Origin of the sequence: Blautia sp. HCP3S3_B11 (assembly GCF_052064435.1) — a bacterium.
Taxonomy (GTDB): domain Bacteria; phylum Bacillota; class Clostridia; order Lachnospirales; family Lachnospiraceae; genus Blautia_A.
Genome location: NZ_JBQHVP010000013.1, coordinates 101,562 through 127,475 on the forward strand (window position 1 = coordinate 101,562; position 25,914 = coordinate 127,475).

Annotated in this window: 24 protein-coding genes, 1 other RNA gene and 1 other annotated feature; of the genes, 23 read left to right on the forward strand and 2 right to left on the reverse strand. The window is 41.0% G+C overall.

The window, feature by feature from the left end:
• Positions 1–84 precede the first annotated feature (84 nt).
• From thrC to pgeF, 16 genes are all read left to right on the forward strand, one after another.
• On the forward strand, positions 85–1,584 hold the full coding sequence (thrC, locus tag ACTNC0_RS11780) for a threonine synthase (protein WP_441087526.1): 1,500 nt from the start codon (positions 85–87) through the stop codon (positions 1,582–1,584).
• A gap of 69 nt (positions 1,585–1,653) precedes the next feature.
• Positions 1,654–1,835: non-coding RNA, 6S RNA (gene ssrS, locus ACTNC0_RS11785), on the forward strand.
• Positions 1,836–1,900: 65 nt separating this feature from the next.
• Positions 1,901–2,962 (forward strand): aldose epimerase family protein, encoded by a 1,062-nt coding sequence (locus ACTNC0_RS11790; protein ID WP_441087527.1) that lies wholly within the window; start codon positions 1,901–1,903, stop codon positions 2,960–2,962.
• 177 nt (positions 2,963–3,139) lie between these two features.
• Positions 3,140–4,093 carry a YihY/virulence factor BrkB family protein gene (locus tag ACTNC0_RS11795; RefSeq protein ID WP_441087528.1) on the forward strand — a complete coding sequence of 318 codons (954 nt, stop codon included), beginning with the start codon at positions 3,140–3,142 and terminating at the stop codon, positions 4,091–4,093.
• 43 nt (positions 4,094–4,136) lie between these two features.
• Positions 4,137–4,358 (forward strand) — a binding site (T-box leader).
• 225 nt (positions 4,359–4,583) lie between these two features.
• Positions 4,584–5,603: a phenylalanine--tRNA ligase subunit alpha gene (gene pheS, locus ACTNC0_RS11800; protein ID WP_441087548.1), complete on the forward strand. Its 1,020-nt coding sequence runs from the start codon at positions 4,584–4,586 to the stop codon at positions 5,601–5,603.
• Between the two features lie 47 nt (positions 5,604–5,650).
• The gene (pheT, locus tag ACTNC0_RS11805; RefSeq protein WP_441087529.1) at positions 5,651–8,068 is read left to right on the forward strand and encodes a phenylalanine--tRNA ligase subunit beta; all 2,418 of its coding nucleotides are present in this window, start codon (positions 5,651–5,653) and stop codon (positions 8,066–8,068) included.
• Positions 8,068–8,688, forward strand: coding sequence for a histidine phosphatase family protein (locus ACTNC0_RS11810; protein ID WP_441087530.1), 621 nt, complete (start codon positions 8,068–8,070; stop codon positions 8,686–8,688). The genes pheT and ACTNC0_RS11810 overlap by 1 nt, the downstream gene beginning before the upstream one ends.
• Before the next feature lie 181 nt (positions 8,689–8,869).
• Positions 8,870–10,510, forward strand: a complete 1,641-nt coding sequence (locus ACTNC0_RS11815) for a MotA/TolQ/ExbB proton channel family protein (protein ID WP_441087531.1) — start codon at positions 8,870–8,872, stop codon at positions 10,508–10,510.
• 15 nt (positions 10,511–10,525) lie between these two features.
• Positions 10,526–11,485 carry an OmpA family protein gene (locus tag ACTNC0_RS11820; RefSeq protein ID WP_441087533.1) on the forward strand — a complete coding sequence of 320 codons (960 nt, stop codon included), beginning with the start codon at positions 10,526–10,528 and terminating at the stop codon, positions 11,483–11,485.
• Positions 11,486–12,002: 517 nt separating this feature from the next.
• On the forward strand, positions 12,003–12,878 hold the full coding sequence (locus ACTNC0_RS11825; protein WP_441087534.1) for a methionyl aminopeptidase: 876 nt from the start codon (positions 12,003–12,005) through the stop codon (positions 12,876–12,878).
• A gap of 160 nt (positions 12,879–13,038) precedes the next feature.
• Entirely contained in the window at positions 13,039–13,386 is a 348-nt protein-coding gene (gene rplS / locus ACTNC0_RS11830) for a 50S ribosomal protein L19 (protein WP_117674571.1), read from the forward strand.
• A 72-nt stretch (positions 13,387–13,458) separates the two neighbouring features.
• Positions 13,459–14,064: a signal peptidase I gene (gene lepB / locus ACTNC0_RS11835; protein WP_441087535.1), complete on the forward strand. Its 606-nt coding sequence runs from the start codon at positions 13,459–13,461 to the stop codon at positions 14,062–14,064.
• A 6-nt stretch (positions 14,065–14,070) separates the two neighbouring features.
• The gene (gene ylqF / locus ACTNC0_RS11840) at positions 14,071–14,916 is read left to right on the forward strand and encodes a ribosome biogenesis GTPase YlqF (protein WP_441087536.1); all 846 of its coding nucleotides are present in this window, start codon (positions 14,071–14,073) and stop codon (positions 14,914–14,916) included.
• A complete protein-coding gene (locus tag ACTNC0_RS11845) occupies positions 14,913–15,668 on the forward strand; it encodes a ribonuclease HII (RefSeq protein WP_441087537.1) in 756 nt (251 codons plus the stop codon). Before ylqF ends, ACTNC0_RS11845 begins: the two co-directional genes overlap by 4 nt.
• A gap of 218 nt (positions 15,669–15,886) precedes the next feature.
• Complete coding sequence (locus ACTNC0_RS11850; RefSeq protein ID WP_441087538.1) at positions 15,887–16,255, forward strand: YraN family protein; 369 nt, start codon at positions 15,887–15,889, stop codon at positions 16,253–16,255.
• Positions 16,256–16,269: 14 nt separating this feature from the next.
• Complete coding sequence (gene pgeF, locus ACTNC0_RS11855; protein WP_441087539.1) at positions 16,270–17,121, forward strand: peptidoglycan editing factor PgeF; 852 nt, start codon at positions 16,270–16,272, stop codon at positions 17,119–17,121.
• A gap of 63 nt (positions 17,122–17,184) precedes the next feature.
• On the opposite strand, the gene ACTNC0_RS11860 is transcribed toward pgeF, so the two are convergent.
• Complete coding sequence (locus ACTNC0_RS11860) at positions 17,185–18,354, reverse strand: ribose-phosphate pyrophosphokinase (protein ID WP_441087540.1); 1,170 nt, start codon at positions 18,352–18,354, stop codon at positions 17,185–17,187.
• Positions 18,355–18,640: 286 nt separating this feature from the next.
• Here ACTNC0_RS11860 and ACTNC0_RS11865 point away from each other — a divergent pair, with 286 nt between their 5' ends.
• From ACTNC0_RS11865 to ACTNC0_RS11880, 4 genes are read left to right on the forward strand one after another with little or no spacing between them, the layout of a single operon-like run.
• On the forward strand, positions 18,641–20,023 hold the full coding sequence (locus tag ACTNC0_RS11865) for a DUF512 domain-containing protein (RefSeq protein ID WP_441087541.1): 1,383 nt from the start codon (positions 18,641–18,643) through the stop codon (positions 20,021–20,023).
• Positions 19,986–21,311: a ribosome biogenesis GTPase Der gene (der, locus tag ACTNC0_RS11870; protein ID WP_441087542.1), complete on the forward strand. Its 1,326-nt coding sequence runs from the start codon at positions 19,986–19,988 to the stop codon at positions 21,309–21,311. The genes ACTNC0_RS11865 and der overlap by 38 nt, the downstream gene beginning before the upstream one ends.
• A gap of 2 nt (positions 21,312–21,313) precedes the next feature.
• Positions 21,314–21,958 carry a glycerol-3-phosphate 1-O-acyltransferase PlsY gene (gene plsY, locus ACTNC0_RS11875; protein ID WP_178414122.1) on the forward strand — a complete coding sequence of 215 codons (645 nt, stop codon included), beginning with the start codon at positions 21,314–21,316 and terminating at the stop codon, positions 21,956–21,958.
• A gap of 14 nt (positions 21,959–21,972) precedes the next feature.
• Positions 21,973–23,001, forward strand: a complete 1,029-nt coding sequence (locus ACTNC0_RS11880; protein ID WP_195382867.1) for an NAD(P)H-dependent glycerol-3-phosphate dehydrogenase — start codon at positions 21,973–21,975, stop codon at positions 22,999–23,001.
• Positions 23,002–23,195: 194 nt separating this feature from the next.
• On the opposite strand, the gene ACTNC0_RS11885 is transcribed toward ACTNC0_RS11880, so the two are convergent.
• Positions 23,196–24,023, reverse strand: coding sequence for an aldo/keto reductase (locus tag ACTNC0_RS11885; RefSeq protein ID WP_117674560.1), 828 nt, complete (start codon positions 24,021–24,023; stop codon positions 23,196–23,198).
• Positions 24,024–24,368: 345 nt separating this feature from the next.
• Between ACTNC0_RS11885 and ACTNC0_RS11890 the strand changes: the two genes are divergently transcribed.
• The 3 genes from ACTNC0_RS11890 to ACTNC0_RS11900 all read left to right on the forward strand — a co-directional run bounded on the left by ACTNC0_RS11890 (position 24,369) and on the right by ACTNC0_RS11900 (position 25,823).
• A complete protein-coding gene (locus tag ACTNC0_RS11890; protein WP_022380761.1) occupies positions 24,369–24,764 on the forward strand; it encodes a hypothetical protein in 396 nt (131 codons plus the stop codon).
• A gap of 13 nt (positions 24,765–24,777) precedes the next feature.
• Positions 24,778–24,960 carry a CooT family nickel-binding protein gene (locus ACTNC0_RS11895; protein ID WP_008703891.1) on the forward strand — a complete coding sequence of 61 codons (183 nt, stop codon included), beginning with the start codon at positions 24,778–24,780 and terminating at the stop codon, positions 24,958–24,960.
• Between the two features lie 92 nt (positions 24,961–25,052).
• Positions 25,053–25,823 carry a nucleotide-binding protein gene (locus ACTNC0_RS11900; RefSeq protein ID WP_008703890.1) on the forward strand — a complete coding sequence of 257 codons (771 nt, stop codon included), beginning with the start codon at positions 25,053–25,055 and terminating at the stop codon, positions 25,821–25,823.
• The last annotated feature ends 91 nt before the right edge of the window (positions 25,824–25,914 follow it).

A 25,914-nucleotide genomic window follows, 5' to 3' on the forward strand; every position in this document is an offset into this window, starting at 1 on the left:
TAATTTAGGATGGTATTTTGTTAAAGCATATGCTATAATGTGTTCAATTGGCAAAATGAATACTTTGGAAAGGCAGGAAATATCATGCAGGTATTATACAAAAGCACAAGAGGAAAAGAAGAAACCGTAACAGCTTCTATGGCTATTTTAAAAGGGCTGTCTGAGGATGGCGGCTTATTTGTGCCAACAGAGATTCCGAAGCTGGATGTTCCGATGGATAAACTGGCAAAGATGAGCTATCAGGAGACAGCATATGAGGTGATGAAACGTTTTCTCACCGATTTTACAGAAGAAGAATTAAAGAACTGCATCAACAATGCCTATGATGACAAATTTGATACAAAAGAGATTGCACCTCTTCATGAAGCAGACGGAGCTTATTTCCTTGAACTGTATCATGGTGCAACGATCGCATTTAAGGATATGGCGTTATCGATTCTTCCGCATCTTATGACTACAGCTGCAAAGAAGAATCAGGTAAAGAACGAGATTGTCATTCTTACAGCTACTTCAGGAGATACAGGTAAAGCGGCTATGGCAGGTTTTGCTGATGTTCCGGGAACTAAGATTATTGTATTCTATCCGAAACATGGTGTAAGCCCGATTCAGGAGAAACAGATGGTGACTCAGAAAGGCAACAATACTTATGTTGTAGGAATCACCGGAAACTTCGACGATGCGCAGACAGCTGTAAAGAAGATGTTCAATGATAAGGAACTTGAGGCAGAACTTGATGCTGCAGGATATCAGTTCTCATCTGCAAACTCCATTAATATCGGACGTCTTGTACCTCAGATTGTTTATTATGTATATGCATATGCGTCACTTGTGCGTCAGGGAAAGATTAAAGACGGACAGGAAATCAATGTAGTAGTACCTACAGGAAACTTTGGAAATATTCTGGCTGCTTATTATGCAAAACAGATGGGACTTCCGGTTCACAAATTAATCTGTGCATCCAATGATAATAAAGTTCTGTATGATTTCTTCTGCACCGGAACATATGACAGAAAACGTGATTTCATTCTCACAACTTCCCCTTCTATGGATATTCTGATTTCCAGTAACCTGGAACGTCTGATTTATCGTATTGCAGGTGGCGATGCAAAGAAATGTGCTGAATTAATGCAGTCTCTTACTGCGGGCGGCGAGTATACAATCACAGAGGATATGAAAGCGCAATTAACAGATTTCTATGGCAACTACTGTACAGAAAAAGAGACAGCACAGACAATTGCAAAAATTTTTAAAGAAAGCCATTATGTAATTGATACTCATACTGCAGTTGCAGCAGGCGTATATGATAAATATACAGCAGATACAAAAGATACCACACCGACAGTTATTGCATCCACTGCAAGCCCATATAAATTTACAAGAAGCGTAATGGAAGCTCTTGGAGTAAGCGTAGATGGCAAAGATGATTTTGCATTAGCTGATGAGCTGAGCAGCCTTTCCGGAGTAAAACTTCCGCAGGCAGTTGAGACTATCCGTACAGCACCGGTACTTCATGACAGAATTGTAGATGCTCCGGATATGCCACAGGCAGTAAAAGAGATTCTTGGAATCAAACAAAAAAATTAATTAAATTGCGCATTTTATGTTGAAAAAGAGTATATACTAGAGTATAATAAAAAACAGTTAAGAACTGTGAATATCCTGAAATGTGCGAGACCCCTTCTTTTTTTGAACCTACATCGACTTTAACGGGAATCCAACATCGCATACCGGATGTCAGGCCGTCATTATGCAGCGGAAGACAGAAAGCCTGTTGAGGATACCCACCTAGCTACGGCTAGGCGTCAATGGGAAGGGAACGGCATTTCGGGAACTGTAAAAAATGAGCCATGGACAGGCTCTTTTTTATTATTGTAATTTTGCACATGGGAGGTTAGAAACGATGAGTGTTTCTGAAAGAAAATTTGGTGTATTACAGACTGGGGAAACAGCGAAGATTTTTCATCTGGAGAATAATTCCGGGGCATATGCAGAGGTAAGCAACTTTGGAGCACTTCTGGTTAAAGTGTCTGTGCCGGATAAAAATGGTGCCATGACAGATGTTGTACTTGGATATGATGATCTGGCATCTTATGAAGTGAACGGATGCTTTTTTGGTGCAACGATCGGAAGAAGTGGAAACCGTATCGGAGGAGCGAAATTCTCTATTAACGGTAAAGAGATAGTTCTTGCCCAGAATGAGAATGACAATAATCTTCACAGTGGTCCGAATGGATTTGAGAAGAAAATCTGGAATGTGGCAGAGATTTCCCAGGATAAGAACAGCATTGTATTCAATCGCATCAGCCCGGATGGGGAGAATGGATATCCGGGAGAATTTGATGTATCTGTAAAATATGAGTTTACAGAAGAAAACGAACTAAAGATTCATTACCAGGGAGTTTGTGATGAACCGACTATTGCAAATATGACAAATCACTCCTACTTCAACTTAAATGGTGAAGGAAGCGGAACTGCCATGGAACAGTATCTTACGATTCATGCGAAATATTATACACCTGTAGCAGATAGTCATTCTATACCAACAGGTGTTTACGAGGAAGTTGCCGGAACTCCTATGGATTTCAGAACTGCCAAAAAGATTGGACAGGATATTGAAGCTGATTTTGAACAGCTTAAATTTACCGGTGGATATGATCATAACTATGTAACAGACAATTATGCAAAGGGAAACAGAAGACTGATTGCCACAGCATACAGTGATAAGAGCGGAATTGCTATGGATGTTACTTCTGATTGTCCATGTGTACAGTTCTATGCTGCTAATTTTGTGAAGAATGAGAATGGCAAGAATGGTCATGTATACAATAAACGAGATGCTTTCTGCCTGGAAACACAGGTAGAACCGAATGCAATTAATGTGGAAGATTTCCATTCCCCTGTGCTTAATGCAGGAGAGCAGTATGACTCTATGACAAGTTACCGTTTTTATATCAAAAAATAAGTTACATATTGATCTGGTTTCTCTCATATATTTATGTGTGGGTGAGACCAGATTTTTTTATGGGAAATTTGGTGGGGATTTCTTTAGCGAGTTTTTTGTATTTGTCATAACAGCTGTTTCATGATATGATATTGGACAAGGATATTCCATTATTAGAATAACAGAATGGAGAAAATTATGGAGAGGAAAAAGGAAAAGCAGTCAGTTATAGGTCTGCTGATTGGATTTATGGATCGCGTATCCGGAGATCATGTCGGGGCATATGCGACTCAGGCAGCATATTTCCTGATAATGTCTTTTATCCCGTGTATTCTGTTTTTGACTACACTTGTACGATATACACCGTTGACATATAATGTGGTCAGGGATGCGATCATTGCATTTATTCCGGAGAATCTGCAGAGTTTTGTGCTTGGAATCGTGGTGGATGTATATAGAAGAAGTACGGCAATTGTCCCTCTTTCGGCATTCGTTGCACTATGGTCTGCAGGAAAGGGATTACAGTCAATCATAAATGGTCTGAATACGATCTATCATGTAAAAGAAACCCGTAACTGGCTTCTTACCAGAATCTATGCAGTATTTTATACATTATCACTGGTGATTGCATTGATTATATCGTTGCTTATGTTGGTACTTGGAAATGAAATTCAGGCAGCAGTTTCAAGATATGTACCTTTTCTTGGAAGGATCATCGCACGGATATTAGGCGCAAGAGCAATGCTGGTATTTGGTGTGTTGTTTGTGGTATTTCTTATGCTGTATAAAGTTCTTCCAAATAGAAAGGCAACATTTAAGAGTCAGATACCGGGGGCGTTTCTTATAGCGATTGCGTGGTCAGTTTTTTCATATGGTTTTTCTTTTTATTTTGAAATTTTTCCAGGATTCAGCAACATGTATGGGAATCTTGCGACGATTATCATGGTTATGGTATGGTTGTATGTCTGCATGAATCTGCTTTTGTATGGTGCAGAGATCAATGCATATTTTGAAAAAGAGTTCAGGCTTGCGCACAGATCGGTGAGAGGACTGATCATTCATGGAAAAGAACGCAGACAGCCGGGATTGTCTGCGCAGGCACCTCTGGAGCCATTGCCTGAGCCGGAGAAGAAAAAAGAAAATGATACTTGACATATTTTTGAGTCTGTGGCATGATTATAAATGTTGATAATCATGAAAAGCATAGAAGGTGTCTATAGGGAATTATTTTCCATCAGAGAGAGGAAGTCATCGGCTGGAAGCTGCCTCAGGTTCAGATATTTCCTGAATTTCCCACCGGAGCTGCATTTCTGAAGTAACAGTAGGAAATGACGTCACTGCGCGTTAAGCAGACCGAGAGCCTGTAGAAGATACAGGAAGCAGGGTGGTACCGCGGATATTTTACTCCGTCCCTTTACGAGGGACGGAGTTTTTTTATATCGTAGGAAATTGCTACGTAATGTTCCTTCGATAATAAAAAGCCGTCCGGGCAGGATTTCACTGCGGCGGAGAAGCCTGCAAGCAGGATTTTTTCTTGTGTTCTGAGCAGCATAATATTTGTGAAGAGATATGCTGGATGAACGTAAATTCTTCGGATAAACCTTGCTTATTATAAGATAAAGGAGAAAGAAAAGACATGGATATGAAAGAAAGACTTCAGGAACTGGCTGAAGCAGCCAGAAAACGGATCGATGAATCTGAAGGCCTGGATAAACTGAATGAAGTACGTGTAGCGTACCTTGGTAAAAAAGGTGAGCTGACAGCAATCTTAAAAAGCATGAAGGATGTTGCTCCGGAAGAACGTCCGAAGGTTGGACAGCTTGTAAATGAAACAAGAAGTAAAATCGAGGCATTACTTGATGAATCCAAGCAGAAACTGGAAGAAGCAGTTCGTGAAGAGAAGATGAAACAGGAAGTCATCGACGTTACTTTACCTGCAAAGAAAGCAAAGATCGGGCATCGTCATCCGAACACTATCGCTTTGGAAGAAGTAGAGCGTATCTTTATCGGTATGGGTTATGAAGTTGTAGAAGGACCGGAAGTAGAGTATGCAGATTATAACTTTACGAAGCTGAATATTCCGGAAAATCATCCGGCACGTGACGAGCAGGATACTTTCTTTATCAATGATTCTATCCTTCTTCGTTCTCAGACATCACCGGTTCAGGCGCGTACAATGGAAAAAGGCAAACTGCCGATCCGTATGATCGCTCCGGGACGTGTATTCCGTTCTGATGAAGTAGATGCAACACATTCTCCGTCTTTCCATCAGATTGAAGGTCTTGTTATTGATAAAAATATTACTTTTGCAGATCTTAAGGGAACTCTGCAGGAGTTTGCACAGGAATTATTCGGACCTGAAACAAAAACAAAATTCAGGCCACATCATTTCCCATTTACAGAGCCAAGCGCAGAGGTTGACGTTTCCTGCTTCAAGTGCGGTGGTACGGGATGCCGTTTCTGTAAAGGCTCCGGCTGGATTGAAATCCTTGGCTGTGGTATGGTTCATCCAAACGTATTAAGTATGTGTGGAATTGATCCGGAAGAATATAGTGGATTTGCATTCGGTGTAGGTCTGGAGCGTATCGCACTTCTGAAATACGAGATTGATGACATGAGACTGCTCTACGAAAACGACATTCGTTTCCTGAAACAGTTCTAATTTATAATAGTTTATTATTCAATAAATATAAGAAGAGGATTAGCAAAATGAATACTTCATTATCTTGGATTAAAATGTATGTGCCGGATCTTGATGTGACAGCACAGGAATATACGGATGCCATGACACTGACAGGGACAAAAGTGGAAGGCTTCGAGAAACTGGATGCAGATCTGGACAAAATCGTGATCGGACAGATCGACAAGATCGAGAAGCATCCGGATGCAGATAAACTGATCATCTGCCAGGTAAATATTGGAACAGAGTCTGTACAGATCGTTACCGGTGCTCCGAATGTAAAAGAAGGAGATAAAGTTCCGGTTGTTCTTGACGGTGGACGTGTAGCTGGCGGACATGATGGAAAGAAAACTCCGGGTGGAATCGAGATTAAGAAAGGCAAACTCCGCGGAATCGAATCCTGTGGTATGATGTGCTCTATCGAAGAACTTGGAAGCACAAGAGAAATGTATCCGGAAGCACCGGAATACGGAATCTATATTTTCCCTGAAGATGCTGTTGTAGGTGAGAGCGCCATTAAAACTCTGGGACTGAATGATGTTGTATTTGAATACGAAATTACATCTAACCGTGTAGACTGCTACGGTGTGCTTGGAATTGCAAGAGAAGCAGCAGCTACTTTTGACAAGAAGTTCTGTCCTCCTGTAGTAGAGTGTAAAGGAAATGATGAGAAAGCTTCTGATTATGTAAAAGTTACAGTAGAAGATCCTCAGCTTTGCCCACGTTACTGCGCAAGAGTTGTAAAGAATGTTAAGATCGGACCTTCACCAAAATGGATGCAGAGATGTCTTGCCTCTAACGGAATCCGTCCAATCAACAATCTGGTTGATATCACAAACTATGTAATGGAAGAGTTTGGACAGCCAATGCATGCATATGATCTGGATACTATTGCAGGAAAAGAAATCGTTGTGCGCCGCGCAAAGAATGATGAGAAATTCGTAACTCTTGACGGTCAGGAACGTACTATGGACGACCAGGTGCTGATGATCTGTGACGGTGAGAAGGCTGTCGGCATTGCCGGTATCATGGGTGGCGAAAATTCTATGATCACAGACAATGTAAAAACAGTTCTTTTTGAAGCAGCGTGCTTTGATGGAACAAATATCCGACTTTCATCTAAGAGAATCGGACTGAGAACAGATGCTTCCGGTAAATTTGAGAAAGGTCTTGATCCAAATAATGCACAGGCTGCTATTGACAGAGCATGCCAGCTGATGGAAGAACTTGGTGCAGGAGAAGTTGTAGGTGGAATGGTAGATGTCTGTAATGAAGTAAGAGAGCCATCCAGAGTTCCATTTAAACCAGAGAGGATTAACGCACTTCTTGGAACAAATCTGACATCGGAAGAAATGCTTGGATATCTTGCAAAAGTAGAACTTACTTATGACGAGAAAACAAATGAAATCGTTGCACCTACTTTCCGTCAGGATATTCATTATGTAGCTGACGTGGCAGAAGAGGTTGCAAGATTCTTCGGATATGATAAGATTCCGACTACACTTCCTACAGGTGAAGCTACAACAGGTAAACTTCCATTCAAGCTTCGTATTGAATCTGTAGCACGTGATATTGCTGAATATTGTGGATTCTCTGAAGGAATGAGTTATTCTTTCGAAAGCCCGAAGGTATTTGACAAATTAAGACTTCCGGCTGACAGCGAACTTCGTCAGGGAATTGTTATCAGCAACCCTCTGGGAGAAGATTACAGTGTTATGAGAACAACTACTTTGAACGGTATGCTCAGTTCTCTTGCTACAAATTATAACAGAAGAAATAAAGATGTCCGTCTCTATGAGCTTGGTAACGTATATCGTCCGAAGTCTCTTCCGCTTACAGAACTTCCGGATGAACGTATGCATTTTACTCTTGGTATGTATGGAAATGGTGATTTCTTTGATATGAAGGGCGTTTGTGAAGAGTTCTTTGAGAAAGTCGGAATGAGAGATAAGGTAGATTATGATCCAAACAGTGGTAAGACTTATCTCCATCCGGGAAGACAGGCAAACATGATCTATGACGGAAAAGTTGTCGGATATCTTGGAGAAGTTCATCCTCTGGTAGCTGACACTTACGGAATCGGTGAGAAAACTTATGTGGCAGTTATCGATATCCTTACAGTTCTTGAGTTTGCAAGCTTCAATCATAAATACACAGGAATTGCCAAATATCCGGCAGTAACACGTGACTTAAGTATGGTTGTTCCGAAAACTGTGCTTGCAGGACAGATTGAGCATGTTCTTACACAGAGAGGCGGAAAAATTCTGGAAAGCTATCAGTTATTCGATATTTATGAAGGAAATCAGATTAAAGAGGGATTCAAGTCTATGGCTTATTCTCTGGTATTCCGTCATCATGACAAGACTCTGGAGGAGAGCGAGATCACAGCGGCAATGAAGAAAATCTTAAATGGTCTGACAGATCTTGGAATCGAGTTGAGAAGCTAATGCTGCTTTATGTGTTAAGACATGGGATAACCCAGTGGAATAAACTGAAGAAGGTGCAGGGGGCAGTAGATATTCCCCTGGCACCGGAGGGAATCGAACTTGCCAAAAAGACTGGTGAGGCGTTGAAAGATATTCATTTTGATATCTGTTTTACCAGTCCGTTGACAAGAGCGAAACAGACAGCGCAGTATGTGCTGGGAGATAAAAAGGTTCCGATTATCGAGGATAAGAGAATCCAGGAAATTGATTTTGGAGTTCTTGAAGGAACACAGTTCAAGGATGCACAGGGAAAGATCATCAGTCATGAAATGGAAATCTTTTTTACGGATCCGCTGAAATTTAAGCGCCCGGAGAACGGAGAAAATATTTCCGATATTCTGAAACGAACGAGAGAGTTCTGGCAGGAGAAGATAACAGATCCTGCACTGACAGATAAGACTGTCCTTGTTTCTTCTCATGGATGTGCAGTACGTGCACTGCTTCAGAATATTTATCAGGATCATGAAAATTTCTGGCATGGATGTGTACCGCCAAACTGCAGCATTAATCTTGTTGAAGTGAAGGATGGCAAGGTACGTCTTCTGGAAGAAGATAAGGTTTATTCCGAGATAAACAAGTAAATATGACGAAACATTCTGGCGGGAAATCTGTTTATGGCACAGGTTTCCCGCTGCTATTATTTATGGTAAAAGAATACAGCTTTTTCACTTGTGACAGATATGACATTGTGATATGATAAACGAAAAAGAAGATTGTCTGTAATTTTACGCAAAATATGCAAATAACCACAGGAGGTGTATTATGGGCAAAAAAATTATGAATACCGTGCTTTTTCTGGCGGTACTTGGTGGGTGTATTGCGATGACTCTGCTGACGGGCAGGGGTTCAGTTAGCACGATGGCTTACAACTTCGCATTTCTTGCCATTATGGCAGTTATTTATCTGGCGGGATTATTCGGTGGAATATTCCGAGTGGATGGTATTGCACAGGCATTTTTAAGAGGGACGCAAGAACTTACCAGTGTTTTTAAAGTGCCTGGAAAAGCAAAAAGCGAAGATCTGTCATGCCTGAAAGGAATTTTTGATCACAGATATCTGGATGAGAGAATGGATAATTTTATCGATTCTATGGATAAGAATCAGGAAGGTGTCGGAGGAATTGAAGAATATATAAACGAAGATGAAATAGACCTTCATGTACATAAAAAAATTCTGGAAATGGCACCGGATATCTTTACCAGTCTCGGTATCCTTGGTACATTTATCGGTCTTGTTTGGGGCCTGAAGAGCTTTGAACCGTCCAGTTATGAGACAATGACTACGTCTGTTTCTACGCTTGTAGATGGTATCAAAGTTGCGTTCCTTACTTCCATATATGGAATTGCATTTGCTCTGATTTATAGTTCCGGAATGAAGAGTGTCTATGCGGGAATGGATGAGAAACTGCAGGGATTTCTGGAAAAGTTTCATATGTATGTTCTTCCTGCTGCTGAGAGTGAGTCAAGAAATCTTATGCTTGCAAGTCAGAAGGTTCAGACAAAGGCTATGAAGCAGATGGCAGAACAGCTTACTTCACAGATGGCGGAGAGTTTTGAAAAGGCAATTAATCCTACATTTGAGAAAATGAATGAATCTCTGGAGATTCTGACAGAGTCTGTAACGAAATGCCAGCAGGATGTCGTACAGGAGATTCTCCGCTCTTTCCTGCGAGAGATGAACAGTTCTTTTAAACTGCAGTTCAAGGATTTTAATGAGGCACTTGTACAGCTGAAAAAAGCGCAAAAAGAGAATACGGATTACACGACAAATCTCTACCAGGCAATGAGTGAGCAGTTAAATGAATCTTATGCAAGACAGAATGAATCTATGAAAGAAATCGTGGATGAACTTGGCAAGATTCAGGGACGTTATATGTCAACTGCGACAAGAATCACACAGGATAATCAGGAAATCCAGAAACAGCAGCAACAGGATTACCAGCATATTTCAGATTACTTGAAAGAAGCAGAGAAATCTTCTGCCAAGTTCTGGGTTGCCTGCAATCAGACTATGCAGAAATATGTAGAGACTGCAACGCAGGGAATGGAAAAGATTTCTGCAGCAAATCAGGCAGGAGAAGATGTGCTTAAGGCAAATCAGAAACTGGTTGAGGAACTGGACGCAAAATTGCAGGAGTTTATTTCTTATCAGAAGATGACATATCAGACTATGGAAGAAGTGCGCAGACTCTTTGCTGATATTTCTGTTCAGAAAGAAAACAGTAATATATATCTTTCTGAAGGAAGAACAGGTCAGGGAGCAGTGCAGAAAGAACCCATGGAAGAAGTACGAAAACTGCTTGAGGAACAAGGTGAACGCCAGGAAGCGCTTCTTGAAGAAATGAACAAGAATATGAAGAGCATTTCCAAAAATCAGAAAGGTAAATTCAGTTTATTCAGATAAGAAAAGGGGAGAATTATGCGCAAAAGAAAGAAATCAGATGACAGCGGATTTAATGTCTGGCGATCTTATTCTGATATGATGGCCGGCGTGCTGCTCCTTTTCATCCTGATCATGTGTGTGACACTTTTTCAGGCACAGAAAAGCTATAATGAAAGTATTAAAGAAAGAGATGATAAAATTGCTCTTCAGGAACAGTATACTGCCGAAATCCTGGCGCAGCAGAATGAGCTGGATGAAAAAGACAGTCAGTTAAGTTCTCAGGATGAACAGCTTGACAAACAGAAAAAACTTCTGGCTGAGCTGGCTGCGCAGCTGAAAGAACAGCAGGCTACACTGGATAAGCAGCAGTCAGATCTTGATGAAAAAACATCTCTTCTTGCCACACAACAGAAAAAGATTGACAATATTATCGGTGTAAAAGCAGATGTTATTGAAGCATTGCAGAAAGAATTTTCCAAGAATAATGTCAGTGTTGATATAGATGCGCAGACAGGAGCTCTTACATTGAATGCAAATGTAATGTTTGACTATGACCAGTCAGAACTTACGGACGAAGGTAAGGCAGAACTTGCAAATATCCTGCCGATTTACTGCAAGGTACTGTTGCAGGATGATTATAAGAAGTATCTGGCTGAGATTATTATCGATGGATATACAGATACAGATGGTGATTATGATTATAACCTGGAGCTTTCCCAGAAACGTTCTCTGGCTGTCGCGCAATATCTGACGGAAATTCAGGGAAATTTCTTAAGTTCTGATGAAATTTCAGATTTGCAGAATTATCTGACAGTAAATGGACATGGCTCTGCAAATCCGGTTCTTGACTCTAAGGGAAATGAAGATAAGGATGCATCAAGACGTGTAGAGGTAAAATTCCGTCTGAAAGATGATGAAATGATCAGTGAACTGGATCAGATCATGAATGCAGATTCTACATCTGATTCTGATTCTACAAAATCCAGCAGCAATTAAGCTGCTGGATTTTTGCTACTGTTTACACGCTACTATTCCGCGAGGTGCTTTTTGTGAGCGAGGGTCACCTACAGAACCTGCCACTGGCAGCTTCTTACGGATGCTTGGCAACAGAAAAACCGAGACATGCCACGCGAATTTATGCGAATAGCATAAATTCTGTGCATCGCGAAGCGTGTTACTGTTCACTCCGTGCCCAGTAACACGGATTTTTGGGTATCGAATAATTTTACCAATAATATACACATTTTTGAGAAAAATATGATATGATAAGACGGTACGCGGTCATTATGATTTGATTTTAACCAAATTAAGTAAGTCCCCTGCTTCAATTGCAAAGAGCAATAAACGCAGTAGTTATTCGGTGTCGAGTTAAGTAGCGGAAATGGATGGTTTTATCCGATTGAATCAAAGCAAGTAGTAGAAGCAACTAAAGAAATCCACTTGCGGTGAAATTGTCGAATGAATTAATGATACGCTGTACCCAACATAAGAAAAAAGGAAGAGGAAGATAATCATGTCTTTAAAAATTGGAAGAAATGATCCATGCTGGTGTGGAAGCGGTAAAAAATATAAAAAATGCCATGAAGCATTTGATGAGAAAATGGAAATGATGAGACAGAAAGGATATGCAGTTATCGCTCATAACCTGATCAAAACACCTGAGCAGATTGAAAAAATCAAAGAGAGCTGTAAGATCAATATTGCAGTTCTTGATTATGTTGCAGAGCATATCGGACCTGGTGTCTCAACAGAAGAAATTGACAGATGGGTGCATGAAGAAACCGTAAGACACGGAGGAATTCCGGCACCTCTTAATTACGAAGGCTTTCCGAAAAGCGTTTGTACTTCTGTAAATGAGGTTGTGTGTCATGGAATTCCGGATGAAGAGCAGATTCTGAAAGAGGGGGATATCATCAATGTAGACGTATCTACAATTTATAATGGATACTATTCTGATTCATCCAGAATGTTTTGCATTGGAAAGGTAAGTCCTGAAAAAGAAAAACTTGTCAGAGTTACCAAGGAATGCGTTGAACTTGGAATTTCACAGGTAAAACCTTGGACACCGATTGGAAATATGGGAAGTGCGGTTCACAAACATGCGGTAGAAAATGGATTTTCTGTAGTAAGAGAAATCGGCGGACATGGCGTGGGACTCGAGTTCCATGAAGATCCGTGGGTGAGCTTTGTTTCAGAAGAAAATACAGGTGTTCTGATGGTTCCTGGAATGATGTTTACGATAGAACCGATGGTAAATATGGGAAGTGATGAGATTTATACAGATGAAGTTGACGAGTGGACAGTACGAACAGAGGACGGACTGCCGTCTGCGCAGTGGGAGGTAACGGTTCTGGTTACAGAGACCGGCTGTGAAGTGATCTGCTGGTAACTATACTTACATTTTACAAAATGGTAAATTGTATAAATCTGCAAAAAAGTATTGCAATATGACAATTGATATAGTATAATCACAACTGTTGTGAAAAAAGATGGTCCTCTGTTACGGAATATGTATTAAGAACATCCATATAAGAATAGGAGAGAATAAAATGAACGAAATTATCAAAAACATTGAAGCAGCTCAGTTAAAAGCTGAAGTACCGGCATTCAACACAGGTGATACTGTAAGAGTACACGCACTGATCAAAGAAGGAAACCGTGAACGTGTTCAGGTTTTCGAAGGAACAGTTCTCAAAAAACAGGGCGGAAGCAACAGAGCTACATTTACTGTAAGAAAGAATTCTAACGGAGTAGGCGTTGAGAAAACATGGCCGCTTCATTCCCCGCATGTAGTTAAAGTAGAAGTTATCCGCCGTGGTAAAGTACGTCGTGCAAAACTGAACTACTTAAGAGACCGCGTAGGTAAAGCTGCTAAGGTTAAAGAGCTTGTTAAATAATTTCATGAGTTGTAGAAGAAGGGACAATAACTAGTGTATTGTCCCTCTTTTTCCATCTGGCAGGAGAATTGAATGGATATCAGAAAGTGGAAAGAGAATTCAGCACTGCAGGAAACAAAAGATAAACTGGAAACAAAACTGGAAGACCGTAAAGTCCGGGGAATCCTCAACTGGGTTTTTCAGATTGCTGTTGTGCTGATTTTTGGAGTGCTGGTGGGAATCGCAATGTTCCAGTCAGTAACCATGCAGGAAAGTGCAATGGAACCTACTTTGCAGGTAGGAGAACGTTTTTTTGTAAATAGAGCTATTTATAAAGTGTCATCGCCAAAAAGGGGCGATATTATTGTATATAAGACCAGTGGAAGTGATGATGCGGCTTTACATATTGGCCGTGTGATCGGATTGCCTGGTGAGACAGTACAGATATCTAACGGTTCTATATTGATCAATGGGGATGTATATAATGAGAATAAGGGATTTCCTGAGATCAATAATGCAGGACTGGCTTCAGACGGAGCCTCTCTGGAGAGTGGAGAATATTTTATACTTGGTGATAACAGAAATAACAGTGAAGACAGCCGTTACGGTGACATCGGAAATATCAACAAGAAGTATATTGTGGGAAAAGTATGGTTTATTATTTCCCCGAAAAATAAATTTGGATTTTTGAAAGGTTAGGTGGATATGAACGTACAGTGGTACCCTGGTCATATGACCAAGGCAAAGAGACAGATGCAGGAGGATATCAAGCTGGTTGATCTGATTATCGAGCTTGTAGATGCCCGTGTACCTCTTTCAAGCAGAAACCCGGATATAGATGAACTGGGAAAAAACAAATCCAGACTGATTCTTCTTAATAAGTCGGATCTGGCTGATGAACGCCAGAATGAAGCGTGGAAAACATATTTCCAGGCAAAGGGCTTTTATGTTGTAAAAGTTGATTCCAGAAACGGTTCCGGAATGAAGGCAATAAACAACGTCATTCAAGAAGCATGTAAGGAAAAAATAGAACGAGACAGACGCCGCGGAATCAAGAACCGGCCGATCCGTGCAATGGTAGTGGGAATTCCGAATGTAGGAAAGTCCACATTTATCAATACCTTTGCGGGACGTGCATGTGCAAAAACAGGAAATAAACCTGGAGTTACAAAAGGAAAACAGTGGATCCGCCTGAATAAGGGCGCAGAACTTCTGGATACCCCTGGTATTTTATGGCCTAAGTTTGAAGACCAGCAGGTAGGAATCCGTCTGGCCTGCGTTGGTTCTATCAAAGATGATATTCTGAATATGGAAGAACTTGCGCTCTGGCTGATTGATTATCTGCGCGAGAATTATAAGGATATTCTGGCAGAGAGGTATCAGATCACAGAGGAGGGAAGCGCTGTGGAAGTTCTCGAACAGATTGCGAGAGCAAGAGGCTGTTTGAAGAAGCAGAAAGAACTGGATTATGCAAAGGCTTCCCTGATACTGTTTGACGATTTCCGTTCCGGAAAAATGGGACGTATCACATTGGAGTGGGCACCGTTATGAAAACAATAGCTGAGATCAAAGCCGAGTTTGCTGTTGCAGATATGCACAGCTACCCGGCTTTATATGAAATGTACAAAGAAGACACCAGAAGCGGAGTTAAAAAGCTGATTGAGCAGTGTCACAAGAAAGAGGCAGCGCTTGAAGCAGAGAAACAGCGCACTGAGAAACTGAAAGAATACGAGCATAAATATGAACATCTTGGATATTTATGTGGTATTGATGAAGTTGGAAGAGGTCCGCTGGCAGGTCCGGTTGTTGCATGCGCGGTGATTTTGCCAAAGGACAGCCAGATTCTTTATTTAAATGATTCCAAGAAACTCAGCGCTTCTAAGAGAGAAGAGCTGTATGATGTGATCATGAGAGAAGCAGTTTCTGTGGGGATTGGAATGCGCAGTCCGGAACGGATTGACGAAATCAATATTTTACAGGCTACATATGAAGCAATGCGTGAGGCGGTAAGTAAATTAGACGTTATGCCACAGGTTCTACTTAATGATGCAGTTACGATTCCGCAGATTACAATCCCACAGGTCCCTATTATCAAAGGTGATGCCAAGAGTGTTTCCATTGCAGCGGCAAGCATTATTGCGAAAGTAACAAGGGACAGACTGATGGAAGAGTATGATAAAGTATTTCCGGAATACGGATTCGCTTCAAATAAAGGATATGGCGCTGCGGTACATATTGAGGCATTGAAAAAGTATGGCCCGACACCAATTCACAGGAAAACATTTATCACACATTTTATTTAATCGAATCAAGTAAGCTCCCTGTGGGGGTTGCGAGGAGCAATAAGCAGTGGGTGGGACTTGCTTGTATCAGGAGGGGGGTACAAGCCCCTCCTGATAAACTGCGGAGCAGTTATTCAGTTATGAGCAAGTAGCGAAAGCGGATTGGGAATATCCGATTGACTCGAATAACTATCAGGTTGTAAAAAATACAAAAGAAGCCTACACATAAATAGAAATGAGTGAAAAAACTGTATAATAATACCAGAGCGACAGGAACCTGGTACGAAAGAAAATCGGCCGAATATTTAAAGGGACAGGGGTTATTTATCCTGAAATATAATTATCGCTGCCGGCACGGAGAAATCGATCTGATAGCCAGAGATAATGAATATCTTGTTTTTATTGAGGTTAAATATCGAAAAGGCAACTGGTTCGGACGTGCTTTGGAAGCGGTAAATTTTGCAAAACAGAAAACCATATGTAAAGTAGCCAGATATTTTCTTGCGGTGGAATATCACAATGTAGACATCCCATGTCGTTTTGATGTAGTTGGGATTGACGATAAGAAAGTATACTGGGTAAAGAATGCGTTTGAATATATGAATTGACAAAAGGAAAAGATATGGAAATAAAATGGAACAGCGAACAGATTCCGAAATTGAATATAAAAAAGAATGAGGGAGTTACTTTTCTTACATATCCTGCATTTGAAGATGTGGAATGGCTTGTTCATGGGTTTAGTACTCGTCTGGGTGGCGTGAGTCAGGGAATATACAGTTCGATGAATCTTAGCTTCACAAGAGGTGATGAAGAATCCTGCGTAAGGGAAAATTATAACCGGATTGCAGCTGCTATGGGATTCCGGACAGAGAATATAGTTACCTCTGATCAGACGCACACCTGTAATGTGAGAAAAGTGACAGAAAAAGATCGTGGAAAAGGAATTGTAACTCCGCGGGATTATACAGATATCGATGGGATGATCACCAATGTTTCCGGTCTGGTTCTGGCAACTTTTTATGCGGACTGCGTACCGTTATATTTTGTAGATCCGCTACACCATGCGATTGGACTGTCTCATTCCGGATGGAGAGGCACTGTTCAGAAAATCGGAGAAGTTACGATAAAAAAGATGGCAGAAGAGTACGGCAGTAATCCAAAGAATATGAAAGTTGCCATTGGTCCATCTATCTGTCAGGATTGTTATGAAGTAAGTCTGGATGTAATTGAAGAATTTAAGAATGCTTTTGACCAGAAACACTGGGACAAACTTTTTTATAGAAAAGACAATGGAAAATACCAGCTTAATCTCTGGGAGGCAAATCGGATTATTTTCACAGAAGCAGGAATATGTCCGGAAAATATTTCAATGCCGAATATCTGCACCTGCTGTAATCCGGAATTTCTTTTCTCCCATAGAGCCTCTCATGGGAAACGTGGGAATCTTGGAGCTTTTCTTGGCATCAGAGAATAAAAAAGAAGAAGATCTCTCTTAGATGAGGGATACTTCTTCTTTTTTGCATTTATGAAGAAAAAACTATCTTGAATTAACTTTCTCCATAAGGCTCATAATTTTTTCATTGCTGGAACGAACTTTTTCAACAGAGACATCATGATTGATGATGTCAATAATACTTGCAAGATATTTGCTCATGTTTGCCTCGATGTAATATGGTCTTGTAAGAAGTTCCGGGATGCGGTAGTTTAAGTTGGTTGTGATCACTCTGTCGAGCCATCCCTTTTCATAATATTCGTCAAACTTGTCCAGACCATCTGTAAACAGGCCATAAGTAGTGCACACAAATACTCGCTTTGCATGGCGTTCTTTTAACTGTTTTGCAACATCAAGCATACTTCCACCGGAGGAAATCATGTCATCAATAACTACAACATCTTTTCCCTCTACAGAATCGCCAAGGAATTCATGAGCAACGATAGGGTTCTTTCCGTTAACGATCGTAGAATAGTCGCGACGTTTGTAGAACATTCCCATATCCACACCAAGGATATTTGAAAAATAAACGGCTCTGGACATAGCGCCCTCGTCAGGGCTGATGATCATCAGATGATCGTTGTCAACACGAAGATCCGGCACGCTCTTGATCAGAGCTTTTAAGAACTGATAGGTTGGGAAAAAGTTATCAAAACCGTTCAGCGGAATAGAGTTCTGAACACGTGGATCGTGAGCGTCAAATGTAATGATATTGGAAACGCCCATATCACTTAACTCTTTCAGAGCCAGTGCACAGTCAAGAGATTCTCTCTTTGTACGTCTGTGCTGACGGCCTTCATAAAGAAATGGCATAATAACATTGATACGATGTGCCTTACCTGTAGCAGCAGAAATGATTCTCTTAAGGTCCTGAAAATGATTGTCAGGTGACATATGATTCTCATGTCCACATACTGTATAAGTTTCGCTGTAATTTGTCACATCGACCATGATGTAAAGGTCAGTACCACGGACAGATTCCTTAATATAACCTTTGCCTTCTCCTGTTCCAAAACGCGGGCAGTCACATTCTACAAGAAATGACTCTTCACTGTAACCCTGCGGTATAACACTAAGCTTTTTACGGGCAACCAGTTCCTTACGGAATTTTACCAGTTTCTTATCAACTTCTTCTGCAAGTTCTCTGCATCCAAGAGCTGCAATACGGATAGGTGCAACCGGCATGGATTTTTCCAACAATTCTATGTTTGGCATAATACTCCTCCTAAGTGATTTTATACTCAAATAATAGATTTCAATATAATTTATAACATTTGCCCTAAAATACGTCAAGGAATTTATTGATTTTTTCATGCACAATTGTTATGATATAAAAGATAATGAGTTTATATAGCTGTGCAGTAATTGGCAGATAACGTGGAAAATGCTGAATAGTTATAAAATTATCGAAACAGATGCGCATAAGCGTGTTTTAATGAAAAGATATACCGGAAAAATGATCCCACAGTTTTCGGATATATCCCAATGGAGTTAGTAATTCATGAAAAAAAATTTACACATTATATCCAGAGTTCTTCCTGACGGTATCGGAGAAGAACTGGAACTGGAACCGGGGGATGCACTGCTTTCCATTAATGGCCAGCCGGTAGAGGATGTGTTTGACTATCGTTATCTGATGAATGACGAATTTGTCACGCTCCTTATCCGGAAGAAGAATGGCGAGGAATGGGAACTGGAAGTGGAAAAAGAATACGAGGATGATCTTGGAGTTGAATTTGAGAACAGTCTTATGGACGAATATCGTTCCTGCTCTAATCATTGTATTTTCTGCTTTATCGATCAGATGCCTCCCGGGATGAGAGAAACTTTGTATTTTAAAGATGACGATTCCAGACTTTCGTTTCTTCAGGGAAACTATATTACCCTCACGAATATGAGCGATTATGATCTGGACCGTATTATCAAGTTTCATCTTTCACCTATTAATGTATCATTTCAGACCATGAATCCCGAGCTTCGCTGTAAAATGCTTCATAATCGTTTTGCCGGGGATGCTCTTGCAAAGGTTGATAAGCTTTATAAAGGCGATGTAACTATGAATGGGCAGATTGTTCTGTGCAAGGGGATAAACGACAGAGGCGAATTGGAATACAGCTTGGAAAAGCTGGCAGAATATGCACCTGTGTTACAGAGTGTTTCGATTGTTCCGGTAGGACTTTCGAAATATCGTGACGGCTTGTATCCGCTGGAATCTTTTGGCAAAGAGGATGCGAGATATCTGATCAGTCAGGTGGAACGCTGGCAGAGAATTATGGTAGAAAAGCATGGCATTCATTTTGTACATGCCTCAGATGAATGGTACATTCTTGCAGGTTATGAACTTCCTGAAGAAGGAAGATATGACGGATATCTGCAGCTTGAAAATGGTGTTGGTATGATGCGCCTGCTTGAGACAGAGGTAAAAGAGAGACTTGAACAGCTAGAAGGTGATGACAGAACAGTAAATGCTACTGTTGCGACAGGGCGGCTTGCAGCGCCCTATATAGGTAAAATGATAAAGCTGGTACAGGAGAAATTTCCTAATGTACATGCAGAAGTATATGCAGTGAAGAATAATTTCTTTGGAGAGAAGATTACCGTTTCAGGCCTGATCACAGGTACTGATCTTAAAGATCAGCTCGCCAGGAGAGAATTGGGCGAGAAGCTTCTGATTCCCTGCAATATGCTTAGAAGTGGAGAGGATGTTTTTCTGGATGACCTTACGGTGGAAGATATCAGACAGGCTCTTAACACAGAAATCGTTGTGGTTGACGAACCGGGAGCGGACCTTGTAAATTGTCTGATAGAAGCACCAGACCATAAAAAGATAAGAAGGAGACAGATATATGAGCAAACCGGTAGTAGCGATAGTGGGCAGACCTAATGTAGGCAAATCCACATTGTTTAATGCGCTGGCAGGTGAGAAGATTTCTATTGTAAAAGATACACCTGGCGTTACAAGAGATAGAATTTATGCAGATGTGACATGGCTTGATAAGACATTTACCATGATTGATACAGGTGGTATTGAACCAGACAGCAGTGATATTATCCTTTCTCAGATGAGAGAACAGGCTCAGATCGCAATTGATACAGCTGATGTTATTATCTTTATCACAGATGTTCATCAGGGGCTGGTTGATTCCGATGCAAAAGTAGCAGATATGCTTCGACGTAGCGGTAAGCCGGTTGTCCTTGTTGTTAATAAAGTAGACAGCATTCAGAAATTTATGATGGATGTCTATGAATTTTATAATCTTGGTATCGGAGAACCGATTCCGATCTCTGCGGCAAACCGTATGGGACTGGGAGATATGCTTGATGAAGTAGCGAAACATTTTCCTGAGGATGCTGATATCGATGAAGAGGATGAAATTCCGAGAATCGCTATCGTAGGTAAACCAAACGTAGGTAAATCTTCCCTGGTAAATAAGCTTCTTGGAGAAGACCGTGTGATCGTTTCTGATATTGCCGGAACTACAAGAGATGCGGTAGATACCAGAGTAAAATGGCAGGGTAAGGATTATATCTTTATTGATACAGCCGGACTTCGCCGCAAGGGTAAAGTAAAAGAAGAAATTGAGAGATACAGTGTGATCCGTACAGTGACTGCTGTGGAGCGTGCGGATGTCGTTATTGTTATGATCGATGCGTCAGAGGGAGTTACAGAACAGGATGCCAAAATCGCAGGTATCGCCCACGAAAGAGGAAAGGGTGTTATCATTGCTGTAAATAAATGGGATGCCATTGAAAAGAATGATAAGACTATTTATAAGCACACAAACAGAATCCGCGAGGTTCTGGCGTATATGCCATATGCGGAGCTGGTATTTATTTCTGCAAAAACAGGACTCAGGATTTCCAGAATGTTTGAAACGATTGATGCGGTTATCGAAAACCAGACACTGCGTATCCAGACAGGTGTCCTGAATGAAATCCTTTCTGAGGCAGTAGCAATGCAGCAGCCTCCGTCTGACAAGGGAAAACGTCTGAAGATTTACTATATGACACAGGTGGCTGTCAAACCGCCTACATTTGTTATCTTTGTAAATGACAAAGAGCTGATGCATTTCTCTTATACCAGATATCTGGAGAATAAGATCAGGGATGCCTTTGGATTTGCGGGAACATCACTGAAATTCATTATTCGTGAACGAGGTGAAAAAGAATAATCATGGAACGACTGATTTGTATTGCAATTGGATATGCATGCGGACTTTTTCAGACCGCATACATTTTAGGAAAAATTTATCATATTGATATCCGCAAACAGGGAAGTGGAAATCTGGGCTCTACAAATGTACTGCGTACACTTGGTAAAAAGGCCGGAGCATTGAATCTGTTGTGTGACTGTCTGAAGTGTATTGCAGCCATCCTGATCGTAAGAGCAATATTTGGAAATTCTTATGGAGATATCCTGCCGTTGCTGAGCCTTTATGCAGCAGCGGGGTGTATTCTGGGGCATAATTTTCCGTTTTATCTCAATTTTAAAGGCGGGAAGGGCGTAGCTGCATCTGTAGGACTTGTGATTGCCTTTGACTGGCGGATTTTTATAATCTGCGCAATTGTATTCTTTGGATTGTTTTTCCTGACACACTATGTTTCACTGTGTTCGGTAAGTGCATATCTGGCTGCATTTATCAGTATGATCATATTTGGACAGAGGGGTTCTTATCATATGGATTCTTCTCATATGATCGAGCTTTATATTGTTATGGGACTCTTAACAGTACTGGCATTTTACAGACATAAAAAGAATATAAAACGGCTTCTTGACGGAACGGAAAGTAAAATTTATTTAAGCAAAAAAAATAAATAAAAAGAGGTATTTATATGGCAAAGATAAGTGTACTTGGTGCGGGAAGCTGGGGAACTGCCCTGTCTATCCTTCTTTACAATAATGGACACGAGGTGATTCTCTGGTCAGCACTTGGGGAGGAAATCACAACATTAAGGGAAAAGCGTGAACATGTGAGTAAACTTCCGGGTGTAAAGATTCCTGAACCGATTGATATCACAACAGATATTGAGAGAAGCCTGCGGGATGCAGATGTGGCAATTCTTGCAGTTCCTTCGCCTTATACCAGAAGTACCTGCAAGCGTATGGCGCCTTTTGTAAAAAGCGGACAGAAAATTGTAAATGTTGCCAAAGGCGTGGAGGAAAAAACTCTTCTTACTTTAAGCGAGATCATTGAACAGGAACTTCCACAGGCAAATGTGTCTGTACTTTCCGGTCCAAGCCATGCAGAAGAGGTTGGAAAGGGACTTCCGACTACCTGTGTGGTAAGTTCTCACCAGAGAGAGACAGCAGAATATCTGCAGGGAATCTTTATGAGCCCTGTTTTCAGAGTTTATACTACGCCGGATATGCTGGGAGTGGAGCTTGGCGCAGCGTTAAAGAATGTGATCGCACTGGCGGCCGGAACCGCAGATGGTCTGGGATACGGCGATAATACCAAAGCAGCTCTGATCACAAGAGGAATTGCGGAAATTTCACGTCTGGGTGTTAAAATGGGAGCGCGTATGGAAACCTTCTATGGTCTGTCCGGAATCGGAGATCTGATCGTTACCTGTGCCAGTGTCCACAGCCGTAACCGGAAAGCCGGATATCTGATGGGAAAAGGATATACCATGGAGCAGGCAATGGCTGAAGTGAAAATGATCGTGGAGGGTGTTTATTCCGCAAAAGCAGCAAAAGAACTGGCTGAGAAATATGACGTGGAAATGCCGATCATTACAGAAATAAACAAAGTTCTGTTTGAAGGAAAAAGTGCAGCGGAAGCGGTGATCGACCTTATGGTAAGAGATAAGAAGGTGGAGACACCGATGCTTCCATGGGAAGACGGACAGAAAACTAACTGAGATGTTATAGAAAAACTGTAACTGTTCAGTACCTCGCGGGATAGCTGACTGCTGAATGGTTACGAAAAACTTTCGAATGCATCATTTACGGAAAATTCTATAGACAGAGATGATAAATATGCAAAAAGCAGATGTTATATAAATACATCTGCTTTTTACATTTGAATGATAAAAAATTTTTTAACTACTCTTTATCAGAATGCAATGTCCCTTAAATCCTCGGGAATATGTGAACTATGAAAATTCTCATTCAGAGTATCGATCAGATCCATGTCTTCCTGTTCGATTGTGAAATCAAAAATATTGCCATTGCTTCTGATGCGGTCAGGATGTACGGATTTGGGAATTACGGAAATTCCTTTCTGAGTAGCCCAGCGCAGACCGATCTGAGCGGGAGTATGAGCGTATTTGGTTCCAAGTACACACATTACATCGTTATCAAGATATGCGCCTCTGGCAAGTGGGGCATATGCCTGTACCTGAATTCCTTTATTCTGGCAATAATCAATCAGCTCTTTCGGATAGCAGAGCGGATGGCATTCAATCTGATTTACTGCAGGTATAATTCCGGAATTGGCTTCCAGCTCTTCCAGATGACGGATTTCAAAGTTACTGACACCGATAGAAAGAGCCCGCCCGGATTTCTGGATTTCCTCCAGTACTTTCCAAGTGCTGAGATAACATCCCGGAACCGGCCAGTGGATCAGATACAGATCAACATAATCCAGTTTGAGCCGGTCCAGGCTTCTTTCAAAAGCACCCTGAATGTCTCCCAGACGCTGTGCGGTATTCCATACTTTTGTAGTAATAAAAAGTTCATTTCGCGGTATTCCGCAGCTGGCGATTCCCCGTCCTACATTTTCTTCGTTCTTATATACGGAGGCTGTATCAATCAGACGGTATCCTGATTCAACAGCAGAAATAATAGCACTTTCAGCCTCGTTTTCCCCGGTGGCTTTGTATACTCCCAGTCCGAGTAAAGGCATCTCTCTGTTTGTGTTCAGAAAAACAGTATTATCCAAAACAATTCCTCCAATTCCTATATACACTTTGGGCAAGCCGCTTTGCCCGATAATCTTGTCCAAGTATAACATAAAAATGTGTCAGAATTACATAAAAATTATTAAGTTTTTGCAAGAATACATTGTTAACAATATAACATAACGGTTAAAGTATTAACAGTTCTTGTGAAAAAAGCTATTTCAAAGCATATATTTCAAAATTTTTTTAGTGATTATTTATGCTAAATGGCTTGCGGAAATGAAAAAAAAGATGTATAATATCAGTAAATTGATAATTTATTGTCATAAAAAAAGACTGAATTTTATAAATTCAGTGTATTTTTCAATAGAAGGGAGCATTTAACCATGCATTTAATCAAAGATGAAAATGGGAATCTTGTCCAGCATGGGCATGGACACACCCATGAACATACCCATGAAGATGGTATGACTCATACTCATGAGCATACTCATGGCGAAGGTCATGATCATGGACATTCTCATGCAGATCATGCCTGTGATACTGCTCATTGCGGATCCTGCAGCGAAGGTGACTGTAAGAATGAGACACTGGCTCTTCTGACATATATGCTTCAGCACAATGAGCATCATGCTCAGGAACTGGATCAGATGGCTGATAACCTTGCCAAGATGGGAATGGATGCAGCATGTAAGACTATTAAGGAAGCTGTTGCAGATTTTCAGAAAGGCAATATGAGACTTGGACTTGCCTTAACACTTGTTAAAGAAGAGATGAAATAGGAGGCGACATCACATGTGTCTGGCAACTGTATATAAAGAAAGTGACGATTCTGTTATTTTTAAAAATGTTTCCCGTATAGATGTGGATGGGAATAAATTGATTCTCCGTGATATTATGGGAGATGAGAGAGTGGTCGAGGGAACTATTTTAATGGTTGACCTTGCCAACAGTATTGTGAAACTGAAATGTGACTGATATTAAGATAGGGACAAAACACCTTTTGACCTTAACATCATTTTTTATTTATAGAAAGAATACTAAGACAGATTTAGGAGGCACCTGGTTTTATGGCACACGTAATTGCTGTCGCAGGAAAAGGCGGCGTGGGAAAAACAACATTATGCGGAATGCTGATCCAGTACCTGTGTGAAAAGGGTAAAGGGCCGATTCTTGCAGTAGATGCTGATGCAAACTCAAACCTCAATGAGGTTCTTGGCGTAAAGGTAGAGACAACTCTTGGCGATGTGCGTGAAGAAATTGCACGTGCAGAGCTTGCAAAAGAGAATCCAATTCCTACCGGAATGTCTAAGGCTGATTACGCGGAAATGCGTTTTGAAGATGCGCTTGTAGAAGATGATGATTTTGATCTTCTTGTCATGGGCAGAACTCAGGGAAAAGGCTGTTACTGTTATGTGAATGGTCTTCTTCAGACTCAGCTTGCAAAATACCAGAATAATTATCCGTATATTGTTGTAGATAATGAAGCCGGAATGGAACATATCAGCAGAGGTGTTCTTCCGAGCATGCAGACTGCCATTCTGGTCAGCGACTGCTCCAGAAGAGGCGTACAGGCAGTAGGCAGGATTGCAGAACTCATTAAAGAATGTGATATGCATCCTGATACAGTTGGTCTGATCATTAACCGAGCTCCGAAAGGAGAATTGAATAAGGGAATTCAGGAAGAGATTGCAAATCAGGGACTGACACTTCTTGGTGTTGTTCCACAGGATGAAACAGTTTATGAATATGACTGTGAAGGACGTCCTACAAGCACACTTCCGGAAGACAACCCTGTCAAGACAGCACTTCGTGCAATCGTTGATAATTTAAAATTATAAGATACACCCCTTGCCGGATGAGAATCCGATGAGGGATGTTTGTGCGCATAGGAAATCTATATATGCAGAGATAAATACAAGTTTACATCTT